This is a genomic window from Pseudomonas sp. FYR_5 (assembly GCF_043106315.1).
Lineage (GTDB): Bacteria > Pseudomonadota > Gammaproteobacteria > Pseudomonadales > Pseudomonadaceae > Aquipseudomonas > Aquipseudomonas putida_Y.
In genome coordinates this window covers 41,706-57,971 of the sequence record NZ_JBICMK010000057.1, presented here as the reverse complement: position 1 = coordinate 57,971, position 16,266 = coordinate 41,706, and the positions used below count along the sequence as shown (strand labels likewise).

The following is a 16,266-nucleotide window of genomic DNA, read 5'->3' as shown; positions in this document are numbered from 1 at the left end:
TCGTGCCCATTCATGATGACGTCGTCCGTAGCTGTCCGGCAGCAGCCATGTCTTCGTCTTCAGCGGCAAGCACTTCTTTGAGTGGCGTCTCTCCCACCCCCATCGCTCGCTCGATCAGCAGTTCGCTTCCATTACCCTGAAGCATCGCCTGCAGGCGCCCGAACTCGTTGCACCAGATCGTCTCGATGTCCTTGTCGCGCTGCGTGTCGCGATCACGGCTCAATGCCACCGCACGCACCTGCATGCGGCCATTCTCGGCCTTGCCGCCCAGCTCCACGCCATAGCCTGGCGTGGCCGACTTGCGCAGTACTATCTTGCCCGCGTCAGCCCAGGCGGTGGTCATGCCTTCGCGCACTTCGTAGCCGAGTTCGGCCAGGCCCTTGAGCATGGCTTCGCGACGGGCGAGGGCGGCTTGCGCTTGCACATGCATGGCGAGCAATGCTTCGCAGCGGCTCGTCAGCTCGCTCACCGTGGCTTGCGGGCTGGTGGTCGTGCAAAGGCGGACCTGCTCGAGCAAGGCCTCGTTCCCGGCGCCCAGGCGGGTTTGTACTTCGTTTGCCAGTTCGTGGAGCTTGGCGAGCGAATCGCGACTCAGCTGGAAGTCGCGGCTTTTGTCGGCCAACTCGATCACCAGGCTGTCGAGCAGCAAGTTGCGCTGTTGCGCCTGGGGCTGCGCTTCGGCCCGGGCCAAGGCTTGTACGAAGGGCTCAGCACAGGCTGTGCCTTGCAACAGGTGCAGCTCGGCGATATGCCGGTCGATCTGCTGCAGGCGTGGGTCGCGGGTGGCTTGTGCTCGCTCGGCCAGCCACGTGGTGAGGTTGGGCGTGGGGGCTTCATCCTTGAGGCGCCGAGCCAGCGCGCGTTGCTGTTCGTCCAGGGTTTGCGCTTCCTTGCTGCTGCTCAATTGGGCGAAGCCTTGGGCAAGCAGTTGCTCGGCATTGTCCAGTTGGGCGCCATCGGCCAGTTTTTTCAGGGCTTGCACCACCTGCGGGGCGGTGTCGGTGCGACTGATCAGGGCCTTGAGCAGAAGCGCTGCATTTTCCTTCATGCGGCGCTGATGCTGGCGCTGCTCGGCCGCTTGCCGAATTGCGCGCTCCTCGCGGGCAAGCTGGTCGCGCCGCAGGTGTTCGATCTCGATGGGGACGGCTTTCTGCAATGCCTGGTACTGGTCCTCAGTGAGCAAGGCGCGCAACCGCGCTTGCCGTGCCCGCGTGGCCGCGCGCTCCTGCTCGCTCAGCTGGCCAAGCTTTTCAGCCTGAGCTTCCCAGCGGGCCACAGCCTGATCAAGGCGGCGCAGATGGCCTTCGCAAAGGGCGATGATTTCTTCACGGGTGACGATGCGCACCACCTTTGGGCCACTCATTGGCAGATCTCCTTGTCGTTGGATGCGGCCACCGGCTGCCCTGCCTGCATGGCGTCCTCGATGGCTGCGCGCAAGCGGGCGCGCTCGTTGTCGCCGTCGTGATACCAGGCCTGGGACGAAACGCGGTGGATCTGCGGAATCGCCCGGCGCAGTACCGAGGGCCGCCAGATTTCCCGGGCCCGGGCGCGTTCGAGCAGGGCGTGGCTGGGCGCGTCGCATTCGATGCCGATGGCATAGGTTCCGGTCTGCGGGCTTGCGATGGCGAAGTCCAGGCCAAACGCGTCGCCTTCGCTGGCCGGGGCGGCATTCCAGCCCAGGGACGCGATGAACGCGCCAACGATCCTGGCGAAGCCGTCGTGGCCCTGGTCGTGCCCATGCACCTGCGTGCTGCGGTCCGTCTGCAGGCGGCCAAGCAGCTTGCCGCTGTAGTCGAATTCGCCGGCACACAGCGCGCGTGCATATTCCAGGTAGCCTTGCAGGTAGTCGCGCGGGCTGGCGGGCGCGCGCTGGGTGTTGAGCATGTCCGAAATGTCGGCGATGGGCATCGAGGTGATCATCACCACCTTGCGCCGAGCACGGGTCACCGCCACGTTCAGGCGGCGTTCGCCACCGGTCTGGCCGAGCACCCCGAAGTGGCGGCGGAAGGTGCCCTGGCTGTTGCGGCCGAAGGTGGAGGAAAACACGATCACGTCGCGCTCGTCACCCTGCACGTTCTCGACGTTCTTGACGAACACCGACATGTCTTCACCGCCCTCGCTGCGTTCGCGCTCCTGGGCGTACGCGGCGCGGAAGGCTTCGTTTTCGGCGGCGTGGGCTTCCAGGTGCTCCTCGATCAGCTCGGCCTGCTTGCGGTTGAAGGTCACCACGCCCACTGACGGGCGCTGCGCGTAAGGCAGCTGCCAGAGTGCCTCCAGGTACTGCACGACACGCGTGGCTTCGGTCGCGTTGCTCTGGTTCTGGTACAGGCCCTCGACCTGGATCAGTTCCAGTGGCTTGAGCTGACGAATGCTCGCCTGGGGGTGGCGCACCGGCACGTTCAGGCGGTTGCCGTAGAACGAGGCATTGGAAAAGCCGATCAGTTCGCGGTAGGCCGAGCGGTAGTGGATCTGCAGGGTGGTGCTGGGCAGGGCGTTGCGCGCCAGTTGCAGCAGGTCTGGGCAGTCCTTGATTTCGCGGCGGTTCCAGGTGTCTTCGAACGCTTCGCGTTGTTCCTCGTCGGCGTCCTCGTCAGGCTCATCGCCATCGAACAGCTCGGCCTCGTCACTTTCGACCCGGCTGGAGAAGAACGCCGTCGGCGGCATCTGCTTCTCGTCGCCACTGACCACGGTGACCTGGCCGCGGAACAGCGTCGGCAGGGCAAACTCCACTGGCATCTGTGATGCCTCGTCGTAGATTACCGTGTCGAACAAACCGTTCTTCAATGGCAGCACCCGACTGGCCACGTCCGGGTTCATCAGCCATACCGGGCGCAATGTCATCAGCCCCAGCGGAGCACCCAGTTCGAGGAATTCACGCAGCCGGCGCGAGCGCTTGCCGGTCAGCCGGGTCACATCCTCCCACTGCTTGCGGCTACCCAGGCGCGTGGGGTCGATACCGGTGGCCAGCAGTTGGCGATTGAGCTCACGCATCCGTGTATCGGCTTGAGCCAGGCTGGCAACCTTGGCCTGGGCCTCCTCCTGGCTGAACAGCAGCTCCGGGTTGGCCTGTTCGATGCGGTGTTTCCAGCCCAGCCGCGCTTCGCGGTTGAGCAGGCGGCGCACGGCGGCGTCGAGCTGCTCTGAGGGCAGCAGGTCGAGTTGCGCCTGGCGCTGGCGCAGCAGGGCGAGCAGCTCCAGGTCAGCCTCGGCGAGCTGCCCGGCGCGGGCGCGGAAGCCCTGGTAGGCCGCCAGATGGGGCAAGGCGTCGTGCAGGTGGCTGAGCGCCAGTTCGTTGCTCAGGTTGTGTTCCACGGCATACCGCAACTGTTGAGCCAGTTCGTTGCCAAGCCAGTCTTCGAGCCGCTTGAGCTGGTCAAGGCTGGACTGGCGCACGCCTTGGCGCAGCAGCGAGGCATCCAGCTCTCCGAGCAAGGCCTCCAGGTGTTGTTTGTCGCCGGTAAGCACGGCATCGTCTGCCTGGTGTGCGCGGGGCGACTGTGCCAGTGCCTGCGCCAAAGCCTGGACCTCGACGAGCTGATGGATATCAGCCTTTACCAAGGCAGCCAGCTCCAGGCCTGCCTGCGGAGCAACGCCGTCCAGGGCCAAGGCCTGGTGAAGTGCAGCCAGTTCGGCGCGCAGAGGGCGCCATTGCTGTTCCAGGTCGATGGCCGCGCGCAGCCCTGGCAGGGCTTCATCCACACGCTCATTACCTTGAGCTTCGAGGAAATCGTGCAGACGCTTGCGTCTGAGCAGGTGCATCGGGTTCATGCGCGTCAGCCAGGAGCGAGCGGCCATGACCTTGGTGCAATCGCTTTCCAGGCCGCGCAGCGACTTGCTGTCTACCAGGCTCAAGGCAGGCGACAGTGCTGTCAGGTAATCGCCTTCGGGCAGTTGGTCGAGCTGCTGCTGCAGTTGCCGCAGCTCATTCAGCATCGCTTCGCCACGCGGCAGCTGCTCGCCGTCCTTGCTGCGGAACAGGGGGAGCCAGCGGGCCAGGCGCAGTCGCTGCTCCTGGCTCAGCCCGAGCAAGGTCGCCACATGGGCGGCCATCCATGCCCGGTACGGCGCAGGGTCGTCGATCTCGAAGCTGGCCGGGTGTGCTTGCAGGGTCGTCTGGCGCTGTAGCTCAGCCTGGCTGAAGGCCAGCAGGCTGTCGGTAAAGGCCTGCAGAGTGGAGCGGTCAGTGGCGAACGGCTGCAACTGCACCAGAGGGCTACCTTCGTAGCGGGCAGGCAGCCACAGGCGTATCAGCGGCGCACAGTTTTCTTCCAGGCGTGTCAGGCTGGCAACGTCAAGCACGGCCAGGCGCTGGCGCAACGCCGGGAATTCGAGCGGTGGCGGCCCGTCTTCGAGCTCGATCAGTTCGCCCAGCAGGCGCCGGTAGCTCAAACCGGTTGCCGGGTCCGGGCGGTGCAGGCTCTGGTGGAAGCGGTCCAGCTCGCCTTCGAGTGTCTCGATGCGCGCCGCCATTTGTTCGCGTTGGCGGAGCAGGCCCTGGCCTTCATCGCCACCGATGAACAGGGTTTCCAGCTGTTCGCGAATACTGCGGATGATCGGTTCGCGGTCGCGATTGACGTCGTTGAGCATGACGATACGCTGCCCCAGCCCTTCGGCTACCAGGCGCTTGTACACCACCTCCAGCGCCGCGTGCTTCTGGCAGACGATAAGCAGGCTGCGTTGGCGGCCGATGGCATCGGCGACCATGTTGACGATGGTCTGGCTCTTGCCTGTGCCCGGTGGCCCCTCCACCAGCAAACCCGGGCCTTGGCGCGCTTGCAGCACGGCCGCCTCCTGGGAGGGGTCGCTGGCGACGGTGAAATAGCGGTGCAGTTCCGCCGGCGGGGCCACGGCCTCGTCTTCCTCGCCGGTCCTGAGCCGCAGTGCGGTCTCGAGCCCGCTGCCGGCAGGCGAGAGCGACTTCAGCTGGCGCAGGTCCTCGCCGATGGCCTGGCCCATGAAGGTGACGTGAAACAACACGCCGGCACATGCCAGTTCGTCCTGGTAAGGCACGACCTCCACGCTGCTGGCCGGCAGCCCGACGATGCTGCGCGAGCGCGCAGTGGCAAGCATGCCGAACGCATCCATCACATCGCTGGCGCGGATCGAGGAGCGGCCAAGCAACTCATCGGCCGTCTTGCGCCAGCGCTTGCAGGCCTCGGCCCCGAGTACGCTTTCCAGCGCCGGGTTCAGGCGCACTTCTTCGCGTTCGCTGTCGAAGGCCAGGGCCGCAAGGCCGCGGTTGCCCACTTCCAGCAGCAGCTTCACCGGCCACAACAACAGCGGAATGATGCGTGTGCGCGTGGTGCCGCGCGGATCGCGACTGAGCAGGAAAGGGAAGCCCAGATACAGCCCATCGATGCCGGTGTCGCGTTTGTACAGTGCGCTCTGCCGGTGCAGCGCGTGCAGGCGCGAGGCAATCTGCGGCGTGGCCTGGAAGCATTCAGGGTCCAGGTTCACGGGCCGTTCGTTGCGCAGCAGCAGGTGGTCGAGCAGGGCGGCAGCTGGGTGGCGCTCGCTGTGCAGTTCGTTGAGATCGACCCGGGCGGTTGTCTTGCCGATACTCATGCGCACCAGCGGGCCGCGCATCACTGCGGTTACCACCTTCTTCTCGAAGAACTCGAGGATCTGCGACACATACTGCTGCTTTTGAGGTTCAAGCCACTGGCTTGCCGGAATGGCCAGCAGCACCAAGGCTTGGGGCAGCGGCATGCGCCGTTCCAGGCGGAACTGCTCGGCCCATGCATCCACTTCGGCAACGCCGCAGCGGGCGAACCCGCGTATGCGCTCATCGACGCTGTGGTAAAGATCCTGGCGCGGGTACTGTAACAGCGCTGTGGCAGCGTCGCTGTCGAACCAGCCGACTTCGACACTGTTCGCCAGCTCAGCCGCTTCCTGGATGATCGCGTCCACCGAGCGGAATTGGCCGATCGAAGCGCTGAGCAACACGATCAGGTCTTCCTCGGCGATGATCCGTCGTTCCGCCAACGCCAGCAGGCCGGGGTGCGCGGTATCCGGCAGTAGGCGTTGGCGTGCCTGCCATTCGCTGGCCAGCTTTGCCCGCGAGGTTGACAGCAGGTATACCCTCAACGTCTCTTCGACCAGTTCGATCTGCTGATGCAGGGCACGCTGACGCACCTGCTCGGCGCGCAGTTTGAGGCGAGAAAGCCAGTTGTCGGTCTGCAGTTGCTCCAGCAGGTCGGGCACCGAGCCACTGATCAGTCGGTAGCCTTCCAGCGGATGCTCCAGCAACCAGCCCGGGGTGACGATCTCACCGCGGTGGATCAGCGGGATTTCCGGGTTGAGCAGTTTCAGCGCGAGCATCAAACGGAAATCGTCCTCCAGCCCGTCATGCTGCACCACTTGGCGCAGGCCGGCGAGCAATGAAGGGGAAAGGCCGAGCTGCTCGGCCCAGGTGACGATGACGCCGCGCAACAGATGGTCGAGCGCCTGCTGCCAGTGCTCGGCGTGCGCGGCGGCGAGGGCGAAGACCGCCGGCTTGTGGTAGCGCGTATCGCCCAGTTGCAAGGCAGCACCTTCGCCGTCGTCGCGCTCGGTGAAGGGTGAAGCCGGCGCCTGCACCGGGCGCCCGTCAAGCCAGGCCTCGACCTCGGGCCATTGCCAGCGCTGGTGCCGGTCGCGTGCCAGCAGGCCGCGCAACAGCAGGTTCAGCTGTGGGTCGAGGTCGTCGGGAATCGGGACACCATTGGCCAGTACATGGATGAGGAAGGCATTGGCATGGATGCCCTCGAAGCAGGCCCCTGCGGTCAGTTGCTCGAGCAGGATCATGCCGAGGCTCCACCAGTCCGAGGCGGCCGCCACACCGCCGGCGATGGCTTCAGGGGCCATGTAGCGGCTGGTTTCCAGGGGCGAGACGATGTCCAGGTCGAACTCCGACAGGCGCGCCGAACCAAAGCCGCTGATCACCAGGTCCAGTGGCTCGTGGGCACGTACCAGCAGGCTGCTCGGGCGCAGGTCACGGTGGCGCAAGCCGGCCTCGTTGAAGGCGTGCAGTGCCTGGCCCAGCTCCCGCAGCATATGGCGCACGCTGTGGGCTTCACGGATCACGCCGCCGAGGTCGGCCAGGCTGCCGCCGGTCAGTTCCTCGACCACTTCGAATGCACGGCCATCCCAGCGGCCGGTGGCGATGATTTCGGGCACATGCTCGCGGGGCAGGCGGCGGATCACGTCATAGACCGCTGGGTCCGGCTCCGCACCTGGTCGATAAAGGGTGAGCACCGCCTGGCGAGCGGTTTCCTGGTGCACTGCAAGGTAACGCTCGCGGACGCCGTCGGTATTGCTGATCTGGCGGATCAGCGACCAGCCGTCGATCAAGGTTTCGCTGGCTGCGGGCGCATCGTCGACCGGGGCAGCCGGCACACCGTTGGCCGCTGCTGACTGGGCCGGCGAAGCATCGCACTGCAGGCACATCAGGTCGCCAGGGTCCATGGCATGGCCGTTTTCACAGACGAGGCCGGGCGCTGGAGATGTGTCCGTCGGCGGGAGATTGTCCACGGTATGGATGATCTGCGGGCGCCAGCCGTCAGCGTGGATCGGCTCCCCGGCCAGGTCCCAGTTGCAGGGGTGCTGGTCGACGGTGCCCTCGCAGAACATTTCCTGTACCGGGCGTGCGGTGTTGCAGTTTGGGCAATAGCGAATCATTGGGCGAATTCCGGTCAGTGGCGGTGCACGCTGGTGCTAACCTGGTGGCCTTGCGCGTTCAAAAGGTCGCGCAGACGCAGTACGTCATCACGCCGAGGGATCCCTGCCATCCACACGCTACCGTTCTCGTCGAACATCAGGTCAAGGGCCTGGTCAGCGGGTTGCAGGGGACGCTGGTAGCTGGCAAGGCGTTCATGGCCGAGCGGGGTCAGCAGGTTCAGGCGCTGATTGTCGCTGCCACGCAAGGCCAGGGATTGTTCGCTGCGTTTGTCGAAGGGGTCGCTGATCAACGCATCGATCAGGCCTTCGGCTTGTTGCAGTTGGGGTTGCAGTTGCTCCAGCGAGTAGCCGCTGTACACCAGAATGTCCAGTGGGCTCGACTGGCGAAGACCTTGGAGCATGGCGAGCAGGGCAGGGAACTGGTCGAAGGGTTCGCCGCCGGAGACGGTGATGCCCTCAGCCTCGGCCAGCCAGGGCATCAGTTGCTTCAGCAACTGTGCGATGCCCGCACGGCGCTTGCCTGGCCCCCAGGTGTCGACGGAAATACACCCTGCGCAGCGGATGCTGCAGCCCTGAAACCAGATGCCCAGGCGACGACCAGGGCCGAGGGTGGTGACCGGGAAGTGCACGCGGGACAGGCTCAGTTCCATGGTCAACGGCGTTCCAGGGTCAATTCGCCGACACCCAGACGGCTGATGGTGAAATGCTCGCCAGGTTGAGCGTCCTGGTCGAACAGGGCCCGCGCCAGCGGGTTGAGCAGATGCGCCTCGAGCTGGTTGCGGATGCCACGGCCGCCGTTGGACAGGTCGCGCAGACACAAAGCGTGCAATGCCTGGCGCGCCTCAGGGGCGATGGCCACGTGCAGTTTCTGCTGCTGCAGGTCCTTGAAGGTGCCATCGACCATTTGTTCGAAGATCTGCTGACCGACATCCTCACGAATGAAGTCGAACACGATGACGTTCTCGCCGATACGGTTGAGGATCTCCGGACGATTGAGCACCTGCTTGAAATGCCGGTCGATCTCGCAGTGGACTTTCTCCCGAACCTGCTCGTAAGGCTCGCCCGGCAGCACGTTGGCAATGCGCTCGCCATTCTCGCCCAGGCGGTAGATGCCCAGGTTGGAGGTGAACACGATCAGCGCCTCGGAAAAGTACACCCGGTCACCGCGACCGGAGGTCAGTACGCCGTCGTCAAGAATTTGCAGGAACTTGTCGAGGATGCGCGGGTGGGCTTTTTCGATCTCGTCGAACAGCACCACACTGAAGGGTTTCTCGCGAATCGCATTGGTCAGTTCGCCACCGACGTCGTAACCGACATAGCCGGGTGGTGCGCCGATCAGGCGCTGGTCGGCATGTTCTGCACTGAATTCCGACATGTCGAAACGGATATACGCGCTTTCGTCGCCGAACAGCAGGCTGGTCATGGTTTTGGCCAGCTCGGTCTTGCCCACCCCGGTCGGCCCAGCCAGGAAGGCTACGCCACGCGGGCGATTGCCCTTGCGGCTGGCGCCGACGCCGGTCATTGCCCGCTTGACGATGTCGAGCATGTGGGTCACGGCGTGGTCCTGGCCTTTTACCCGTTGGTGCACCAGTTCTTCGCCCTGGCGAATGCGCTGGCGATCGATGCGCAGCCAGGGGTCTTCGGTGACACCCACTTTATACCGGCGCACGGCATCAGCGATCTGCACCATGCCCACACCTTCGACCCGTGCGAGTTGCGCGATGGCGCTGAGGTCGAGCAGCAGCAGGCCTTCGGTGTTCTGCACGAAGGCGTCCGCGGCCTGGGCGAGCGCTTCCAGACTCGCCTCTTGGCTACCGGCGAGCCCCTTGAGCAGCGCCGGGGCCAGGGCGCGGCGGGCCAGTTGGTCAGGTTTGGAAACGGGAATGTGGCGAATCCGGGGGTTGTCGACCAGCAGCCAGTCCGGCAGGTCGCCTTCTTTCTCCACCAGCCACAGCAGCGTATTGAAGAAAGGCTTGCGCGTTTGTGGCTGGGGCCGGCTGCGCGCCTGGTGGGCATGCACCAAGGCCTGAGTGAACAGCTGATGCTCGGCCGCGCTCAAGGAATCGCTACGTACCGCCAGGCGCGAGGCGAAGTCGATGATCAGGGCGACAGGCGTATCGGTGCGTGCCAGCAGCCGCTGCATGGTGGCGGCCAGCAGGTCGATACCCGCAGGCGCGGCGCCGTTCACCGGGGTCAGGCCGAGTTCCTGGAGCAGGGCTTGGCCCGGTGCCGGGTCGTTGCCGGGCTTGCCAAGCACACGAAAACCAGCCACCGGGTCCCAAGCCAGCACATGGCCATAGCCGGTGTCGAGCAGGGCATTGCACAGGGTCTGGTTGAAGCTCTGGGCCGTGACCGTGCCAGGAACGACCTCACAAGCCTGGAGGTCGCGGATGTTGCCCGACAGGACGAATTGGCTTTTCAGTGGCAGGAAGCGGACGAGGTCACGCATCCAACGCGGGGTTTGAAACGGTGTAGTCCCTGACATGTTCAACTCGTCTAGGTTGTATCCTTGGCAGGGTATTGGTCCTTGCGCGCATTTTCCAGTATTGCTGTCTGAAAGTTCAGCGCGTTGGAGGGCAGCATTTCAAGTATGCCTCGATACGTACCAAGGATGGCAGCCAGACAAGTCCATGAGTTCAGCAATGGTAGATTTCGGCGCTGATTCAAGGAATTGTGCGTGGTGCTATGGGACAGCGGCGCAGGCTGTAATAATGGGGGCAATTACACGGGCCATGTCATGCTGACCATCACCAATAACGTGCATCTGCCGGATGCCGACATCGAACTGACATACATTCGCGCGCAAGGCGCGGGTGGGCAGAATGTCAACAAGGTGTCCAGCGCGGTGCACCTGCGCTTCGACATCCCGGCATCGTCGCTGCCCGAGTTTTACAAGGAGCGGCTGTTAGGGCTGCGTGACAGTCGCATCACCGGTGACGGCGTGTTGATCATCAAGGCCCAGCAGTACCGCACCCAGGAGCAGAACCGCGCTGACGCACTGACGCGTCTTGCCGAGTTGATCATCGCTGCCGGCAAGACCGAGAAGAAGCGCCGCCCCACCAAGCCGACCCTCGGCTCGAAGACCCGCCGGCTCGAAGGAAAAGCCAGACGCAGCACTATCAAGAGGGGGCGGGGCAAGGTGGAGTTCTAGGCTCTGTACGAAAAGTCTTGAGACGCAGGTCAGGCAAGGCGAAAACAGCCGAGGAACGGCCGGGGTCGCGCCCGACTGTACTGGAGTACATGAGCATTCCGAGGCTGTTTTCAACGCAGCATGAACAAGTATCAAGGCTTTTCGTACAGCGCCTGGGCTCTACAGTGCGGCTGCATCAAGCGCATGTACGGCTGGCTAAAAGAGAGTGTCAGATGAACAGCCCGCCCGACGACGCCTAAAGACTGTCAGGATCCCAAGGAAACAGCCGCATCCGCGAGTTCAGCTACCTGCAAAAGGATTACCCGGACAGCGACACATTCACCCTGTATTTCTCCGCGCCGAGTGATGTGCGTGACGTCGCCTTTCACATCGAAAACCCGCGCGAGGTCCTGGGCCTCGAAGACAGCCAATGGATGTATTTGCCGGTCAGCCGACAGACCCGAAGGATTTCCACCACCGACAAACGCGGGGCGTTCATGGGTAGCGACTACTCCTATGGCGACCTCGACCAGATCGACAGCACTACCCACAGCGAAACCGAGGACTTCATCGCCGGTACTCGCTCTCGGCTGCGCTTCAACCAGTTGCAGTACAACGTCGCGCTGGACGACCGCCTGTTCACGCAGACTGCGATCAAGTGCGGGCTGATAGCCGGCGACTTGCCGGAATACGCCGTGTCTGCCCATCCTCGGCATGCTGACGTTGCTGACCACGTCGATGACGGTGTACGGCAGTATGTACCTGTTGGATATCGATTTGAACATCGGTACCACACTGGTGACGTTCCTGGTGGTGGGCGTCGTGGATTACGCCGTTCACCTGCTGTCACGGATCAGGATGCTGGTGCAGAAGGGCATCGAGATCGACGAGGTTATCCTGGCGGCCATGCAGGGCGTCGGGCGCTCGACGGCGGTCAACGTCGTGATCTTCTCGATGGGCTTTGTCGCGCTACTGTTCTGCGCCTACAAAACCGTCATTGACCTGGGTGTATTGGTGATACTGGCGCTGTCATCCAGCGGCTTCATTAGCATTTTGCAGGTCACGCTGATTTCGCCGTGGTTCTTTGCCGCGATTGTGCCGCAGCCAGCAGTGCAAGAGGGTGAGCAGCCGGGGGTGGGGCTGTGCCAGGCTAAATCGCCGGGGCGCCTGCGTGCTGAAAACGGCACCGTGCGCCATGGCCGTTCAGGGGCAGCGGAGCGGATTCAGCGGGCTTTTTCCAGGTGTTCGAACTGGCATCGCATCTGAGCATCTTTGAGGCTCAGCTCAAACTCAACCAAGCCGTCATGCACTTGCTGCAATGTCTGGATCTGCCCCATCAATTCCTGCTTTTTGCTATCGATGGCCTGCATGGCCAGATCCCAGGGCAGCGCCTGGCCGCGATGATCCTGCAGAATGGCCTGCATTTCCTTTAGCTTGAAACCGAGTTGCTGAGCGCATTTGATGAAGGTCAGCAGTTCTACGCTTTGCTGGCTGTAGATGCGGTACTTGCCTTCGCGCTGCGGGGGGGGCAGCAGGCCGATTTCTTCGTAATGTCGAATGCTTTTGACGGTGGTGCCCGACAGCTGGGCCGCTTTGCCGATGTACATGAAAATCCCTTTTTTGACGCATCAGAAGCGAAAAGATGTCGCGTGCTCGTACAGGCGCGCGACATCTTTGCACGAGCATCAGGGTGTGGGAAGCCTGGACAAGGTGTCACAGCAGGGAGGCTCGGCCGGGCAGCGCAGGGGCACGGCCCGACCGGGGCCGATCAGCGGCTGGCGACTGCCTGGACTTGTTTGAGCCAGGCTTCGCGCTGTTGCGGCTTGGAGCCCAATATCGGACCGAAGGTCAGGGTTTTCAGGGTTTTTATGCCGCAGAACTCCAGGGTGGTCTTGCGCATTTGGTGCAGGCCCGGCATGCGATACACCCACCGGTAGTACCACGGTGGCGTGTCCATGGTCACCAAAAGGTGAGCCGTGCGGCCCTTGAGCAGCTTATCCGGGAAGGGCGAGCCCTTGCGGTACTTGAAGGCAAAACCGGGCAGAAACACGCGGTCGAAGAACCCCTTGAGCAACGCCGGAATGCCGCCCCACCAGATCGGGTACACCAATGTCAGGTGTTCGGCCCAGGTAATGTCGTTCTGTGCGTCGATCAAATCGGGCTCAAGCAACTGGATCTGGTTATAGCCATCGTGCAAGACCGGATCGAAATCCAGGGTGCCCAGGCGCAGCAGGCGCACCTCATGGCCTGCTTGCGTGGCGGCCTCGACATAACGTTCGGACACAGCGCCGCAAAAGCTGTTGTTCGAAGGGTGGCCGAGGATTACGAGCATGCGTTTGCGCTTCATGACAAACTCCAGGTAATGAAGTGCCAAGGGTAAAGTCTGCCCCTTACGGTAGAGTCAAGCCTTGCCGGTTAGCGGTAGAGACAAACAGTCCAGCAGCGCTCGGGTGTCGCCCGGCAAACCGTTGAATGAGGGGGCGCAGAAACGCAATGTGCGTTTTTCCGGCAGCTACGAGTGGATTACAGTGGAAGCACCGAGGGGGGCGGTGTCTAACGTGCAATCCGTCACCCAGTCGCTGTTAAGTCACACCTTCATGGAACAACAGTGTCCAGCCATGTCGCAGCATCAGATTGCGACCTCACCGTCGATATCTTCGTCCGATTTACAGCGTGGCCCGCATTGGCGAGCATGGTTTGCGCCAGGTTTTCCGGCAGGGTGGTGAGGTTGCGCCCGCTTCGGATGTCAGCCTCCAGCAAACCCAGGAACGCACCGATGGCAGGGGCCTCATGGATGGCTTCTACGCGGCTGACCACGACTTCCCCGGCGTGTACGTCGAATGCGATCTTGCCACCCGTGTCGAGGCCTAAAAGCTGGCGAACGGACTTGGGCACTGTGACCTGCCCCTTCGAGGTCAACGTGGCGATTTCGTGGAGGCAGGCATGAGCGTTCTCCCGGACGTATTGATTGAGTGGTAAGGAATAACCCTTACATGGTCAATCTTGGTTTTCTGCTGATCAAGCAAAGGCGGGGAGGACGCTCAGTAGCGCCGCAGGATGAGTTACACCACCTCTCGGGACACGATCCTCTAAAGACTGTCAGGGTCCCCAAAGAACATCTGTATCCGCGACCGCAACCACCGCTCCGCCGGGTCATTGTCCTGTGCCCCGCGCCAGGCCATGTGCAGTTCGAAACTGCGCACGGGTATCGGCAGATCCTCGGCCCGCAAGCCGCCGGCGGCTGTCAGTGCATCCGCCGTGTAGTCCGGTACCGTAGCCACGATATCGGTGCCTGCCAGCAAGCTCCCCAGCCCGTTGAACTGCGGTACCGCCAGCACCACGTGGCGCTTGCGGCCGATTTCCTCGAGGGCTTCGTCGATGAAACCGGACAAGTCCCCGGCAAACGACACCAACGCATGGGGCCGGGCGCAGAAGTCATCCAGGGTGATGCTGCCGGGTACGCTGTCGGCGCGCAGCAGTTTCGGCATGCTGCGGCGCAGCACCTTGCGCTTGGCGTTGGCCGGCAGTTCGCTGGTGTAGCTGACACCCACCGAAATCTCGCCCGAGGCCAGCAGGGTTGGCATCAGCAAGTAGTTGACCCGTCGCACCACCAGCACGATACCGGGCGCTTCGGCACGTATGCGCTTGAGCAGTTGCGGCAGCAAGGCGAACTCGGCGTCGTCCGACAGGCCGATGCGGAACACCGCATTGCTGGTGGCCGGGTCGAATTCGGCAGCGCGGCTGACTGCAGTGGAGATCGAATCCAGCGCCGGTGACAGCAGGGCAAAGATCTCGTGGGCTCGTGCCGACGGCTCCATGCTGCGCCCTGTGCGCACGAACAGCGGGTCATCGAACAGGTTGCGCAGGCGCGACAGCGCCGCGCTGATGGCCGGTTGGCCGAGAAACAGTTTTTCTGCGGCGCGGGTCACGCTGCGCTCGTGCATCAGCGTTTCGAACACAATCAGCAGGTTGAGGTCTACACGACGCAGGTCGTTTCGATTCATCGGTGCGCTTCGCCTAATGTGGGGCAGAGGTGAATCTTAAGGCCAAAGGCTGTTACCCTGCACGGGTTTAGGGGGACCAATCGCAGGGAAAGTCAGGTGCCCAATCGATGACAAGCATGTCGACTATTAATGGCCACTGATGGTCTAACGGGCAAAGCCCGGATAGAGTCAGTGGTAATTAGAGGTTCACAAAGGCGAGGTATGCGATGTCCCGCATGATCCGTTTCCACAAGTTCGGCGCTGCTGATGTGCTCCGTTGCGAAGACCAGGCCGAACCGTCACCCGCTGCCGACGAGGTGCAGATCCGTGTCGAAGCGGTTGGCGTCAGCTGGTATGACGTGCTTTGGCGCCAGAATCTGGCACCGTCCCAGGCACGTCTGCCAGCAGGGATCGGTCATGAAATGGCCGGGGTGGTGACGGCGGTCGGTGAAGGGGTCGATGACATTGCCGTCGGTGACCGGGTTGCCAGCTTCCCGGCCACCAGTGCCAACGACCACCCGGTTTACGGCGATGTCATCGTATTGCCGCGTACGGCCATTACTCGCTACCCGAATGTGCTCACCCCGATCGAGGCCAGCGTGCACTACACCCCGCTGCTGATTGCCTATTTCGCCTACGTCGACCTGGCACGGGCCAAGGCCGGGCAGACAGCATTGGTCACCGATGCCAGCCATTGCGCCGGGCCTGCCTTCGTGCAGCTGGGCAGGGCCCTGGGGCTGAAAGTGTTCGCCGCCACCAAGGATGCGGCGCAGCGAGAGTACCTGCTGGGTCTGGGCGCAGACAAAGTGATTGTCACTGAAGAGCAAGACCTGCTGTTGCAGATTGGCAAGTACACCGATGGCCGCGGCGTGGACATGGTGCTCGATGGCATGGGTGGCCCGCAGATGTCGCTGTTGGGCGATGTGTTGGCGCCGCGTGGCAGCCTGGTGTTGTACGGCCTGCAAGGCGGCAACCAGACACCGTTCCCGGCCTGCGCGGCATTCCAGAAAAACATTCAGTTCTATGTGCACTGCATCGGTAATTTCACCGGCAAGCCAGAGCTTGGCATCAGCCAGGACCAGGTGGCACTGCAGCGTGCCTTGCGCGATATCAACCAGTTCACCGCCGACCAACTGCTGACGCCGCAGATCATCAAGGTGTACCCGTTCGAGCAGGTGGTCGAGGCGCATCGTTACATGGACCAATGCCCGTGCGGCGGGCGGGTGGTGCTGGACATGGCGCAACACTGACGGTTACTGAAATGACCAGAAAACCCGGGCAGGCCCCGGGTTTTTTGTGCGCGGGGTAAAGTGATCCAACTTTTTAAGTAGGACTGTTCCTACAATAAGTTGCGACGCGGACTACATATAAGTCAGTGGTCTTTGGGGTTTCAGAAATATCCCGCCAAATATTCAGCCTTGAACGCTTTTCCCTTGCGAGCCACTGTGAACTGACGCGGTCGCTGAATGGTTTTTTTACCGTGAACTGTGTCTT

At 62.9% G+C, this 16,266-nt stretch carries 9 protein-coding genes and 3 pseudogenes; 4 read left to right on the top strand and 8 right to left on the bottom strand.

Translation table 11 applies throughout. The features are described 5' to 3' along the window. Positions 1-10: 10 nt before the first annotated feature. From ACF8RA_RS08805 to ACF8RA_RS08790, 4 genes are read right to left on the bottom strand one after another with little or no spacing between them, the layout of a single operon-like run. Positions 11-1,363 carry a hypothetical protein gene (locus ACF8RA_RS08805; RefSeq protein ID WP_392519067.1) on the bottom strand — a complete coding sequence of 451 codons (1,353 nt, stop codon included), beginning with the start codon at positions 1,361-1,363 and terminating at the stop codon, positions 11-13. Continuing rightward, the gene (locus tag ACF8RA_RS08800) at positions 1,360-7,659 is read right to left on the bottom strand and encodes an AAA domain-containing protein (protein ID WP_392519065.1); all 6,300 of its coding nucleotides are present in this window, start codon (positions 7,657-7,659) and stop codon (positions 1,360-1,362) included. The genes ACF8RA_RS08805 and ACF8RA_RS08800 overlap by 4 nt, the downstream gene beginning before the upstream one ends. A 14-nt stretch (positions 7,660-7,673) precedes the next feature. Continuing rightward, positions 7,674-8,309 (bottom strand): 4Fe-4S cluster-binding domain-containing protein, encoded by a 636-nt coding sequence (locus tag ACF8RA_RS08795; RefSeq protein WP_176684157.1) that lies wholly within the window; start codon positions 8,307-8,309, stop codon positions 7,674-7,676. Between the two features lie 2 nt (positions 8,310-8,311). Next, positions 8,312-10,144: an AAA family ATPase gene (locus ACF8RA_RS08790; RefSeq protein WP_176684029.1), complete on the bottom strand. Its 1,833-nt coding sequence runs from the start codon at positions 10,142-10,144 to the stop codon at positions 8,312-8,314. Between the two features lie 252 nt (positions 10,145-10,396). On the opposite strand from ACF8RA_RS08790, the gene arfB reads away from it, so the two are divergent. The 3 genes and pseudogenes from arfB to ACF8RA_RS08775 all read left to right on the top strand — a co-directional run. Then, positions 10,397-10,810, top strand: coding sequence for an alternative ribosome rescue aminoacyl-tRNA hydrolase ArfB (gene arfB, locus ACF8RA_RS08785; protein WP_176684028.1), 414 nt, complete (start codon positions 10,397-10,399; stop codon positions 10,808-10,810). Between the two features lie 242 nt (positions 10,811-11,052). Further along, positions 11,053-11,493: pseudogene (locus ACF8RA_RS08780) on the top strand (outer membrane lipoprotein-sorting protein); the annotation flags it as partial. Then, positions 11,489-11,943, top strand: a pseudogene (locus tag ACF8RA_RS08775) (transporter); the annotation flags it as partial. The pseudogenes ACF8RA_RS08780 and ACF8RA_RS08775, both read left to right, overlap by 5 nt. Before the next feature lie 69 nt (positions 11,944-12,012). Here ACF8RA_RS08775 and ACF8RA_RS08770 read toward each other — a convergent pair. The 4 genes and pseudogenes from ACF8RA_RS08770 to ACF8RA_RS08755 all read right to left on the bottom strand — a co-directional run bounded on the left by ACF8RA_RS08770 (position 12,013) and on the right by ACF8RA_RS08755 (position 14,793). Beyond that, positions 12,013-12,396, bottom strand: coding sequence for a MerR family transcriptional regulator (locus tag ACF8RA_RS08770; protein WP_176684027.1), 384 nt, complete (start codon positions 12,394-12,396; stop codon positions 12,013-12,015). Positions 12,397-12,557: 161 nt separating this feature from the next. After that, on the bottom strand, positions 12,558-13,136 hold the full coding sequence (locus tag ACF8RA_RS08765) for an NAD(P)H-dependent oxidoreductase (protein ID WP_392519062.1): 579 nt from the start codon (positions 13,134-13,136) through the stop codon (positions 12,558-12,560). A 282-nt stretch (positions 13,137-13,418) separates the two neighbouring features. Beyond that, a pseudogene (locus tag ACF8RA_RS08760) lies at positions 13,419-13,717 on the bottom strand (type II toxin-antitoxin system PrlF family antitoxin). Between the two features lie 161 nt (positions 13,718-13,878). Next, a complete protein-coding gene (locus ACF8RA_RS08755) occupies positions 13,879-14,793 on the bottom strand; it encodes a LysR family transcriptional regulator (protein WP_003253946.1) in 915 nt (304 codons plus the stop codon). A 206-nt stretch (positions 14,794-14,999) separates the two neighbouring features. Here ACF8RA_RS08755 and ACF8RA_RS08750 point away from each other — a divergent pair, with 206 nt between their 5' ends. Continuing rightward, a complete protein-coding gene (locus tag ACF8RA_RS08750; RefSeq protein WP_176684025.1) occupies positions 15,000-16,022 on the top strand; it encodes a zinc-dependent alcohol dehydrogenase family protein in 1,023 nt (340 codons plus the stop codon). The last annotated feature ends 244 nt before the right edge of the window (positions 16,023-16,266 follow it).

Excerpts from the sequence above, each read along its gene's own strand:
- ACF8RA_RS08755 (WP_003253946.1), bottom strand. The coding sequence starts at position 14,793 with ATGAATCGAAACGACCTGCGTCGTGTAGACCTCAACCTGCTGATTGTG.
- arfB (WP_176684028.1), top strand. The coding sequence starts at position 10,397 with ATGCTGACCATCACCAATAACGTGCATCTGCCGGATGCCGACATCGAA.
- ACF8RA_RS08795 (WP_176684157.1), bottom strand. The coding sequence starts at position 8,309 with ATGGAACTGAGCCTGTCCCGCGTGCACTTCCCGGTCACCACCCTCGGC.
- ACF8RA_RS08805 (WP_392519067.1), bottom strand. The coding sequence starts at position 1,363 with ATGAGTGGCCCAAAGGTGGTGCGCATCGTCACCCGTGAAGAAATCATC.
- ACF8RA_RS08750 (WP_176684025.1), top strand. The coding sequence starts at position 15,000 with ATGTCCCGCATGATCCGTTTCCACAAGTTCGGCGCTGCTGATGTGCTC.
- ACF8RA_RS08790 (WP_176684029.1), bottom strand. The coding sequence starts at position 10,144 with ATGTCAGGGACTACACCGTTTCAAACCCCGCGTTGGATGCGTGACCTC.
- ACF8RA_RS08765 (WP_392519062.1), bottom strand. The coding sequence starts at position 13,136 with ATGAAGCGCAAACGCATGCTCGTAATCCTCGGCCACCCTTCGAACAAC.
- ACF8RA_RS08800 (WP_392519065.1), bottom strand. The coding sequence starts at position 7,659 with ATGATTCGCTATTGCCCAAACTGCAACACCGCACGCCCGGTACAGGAA.
- ACF8RA_RS08770 (WP_176684027.1), bottom strand. The coding sequence starts at position 12,396 with ATGTACATCGGCAAAGCGGCCCAGCTGTCGGGCACCACCGTCAAAAGC.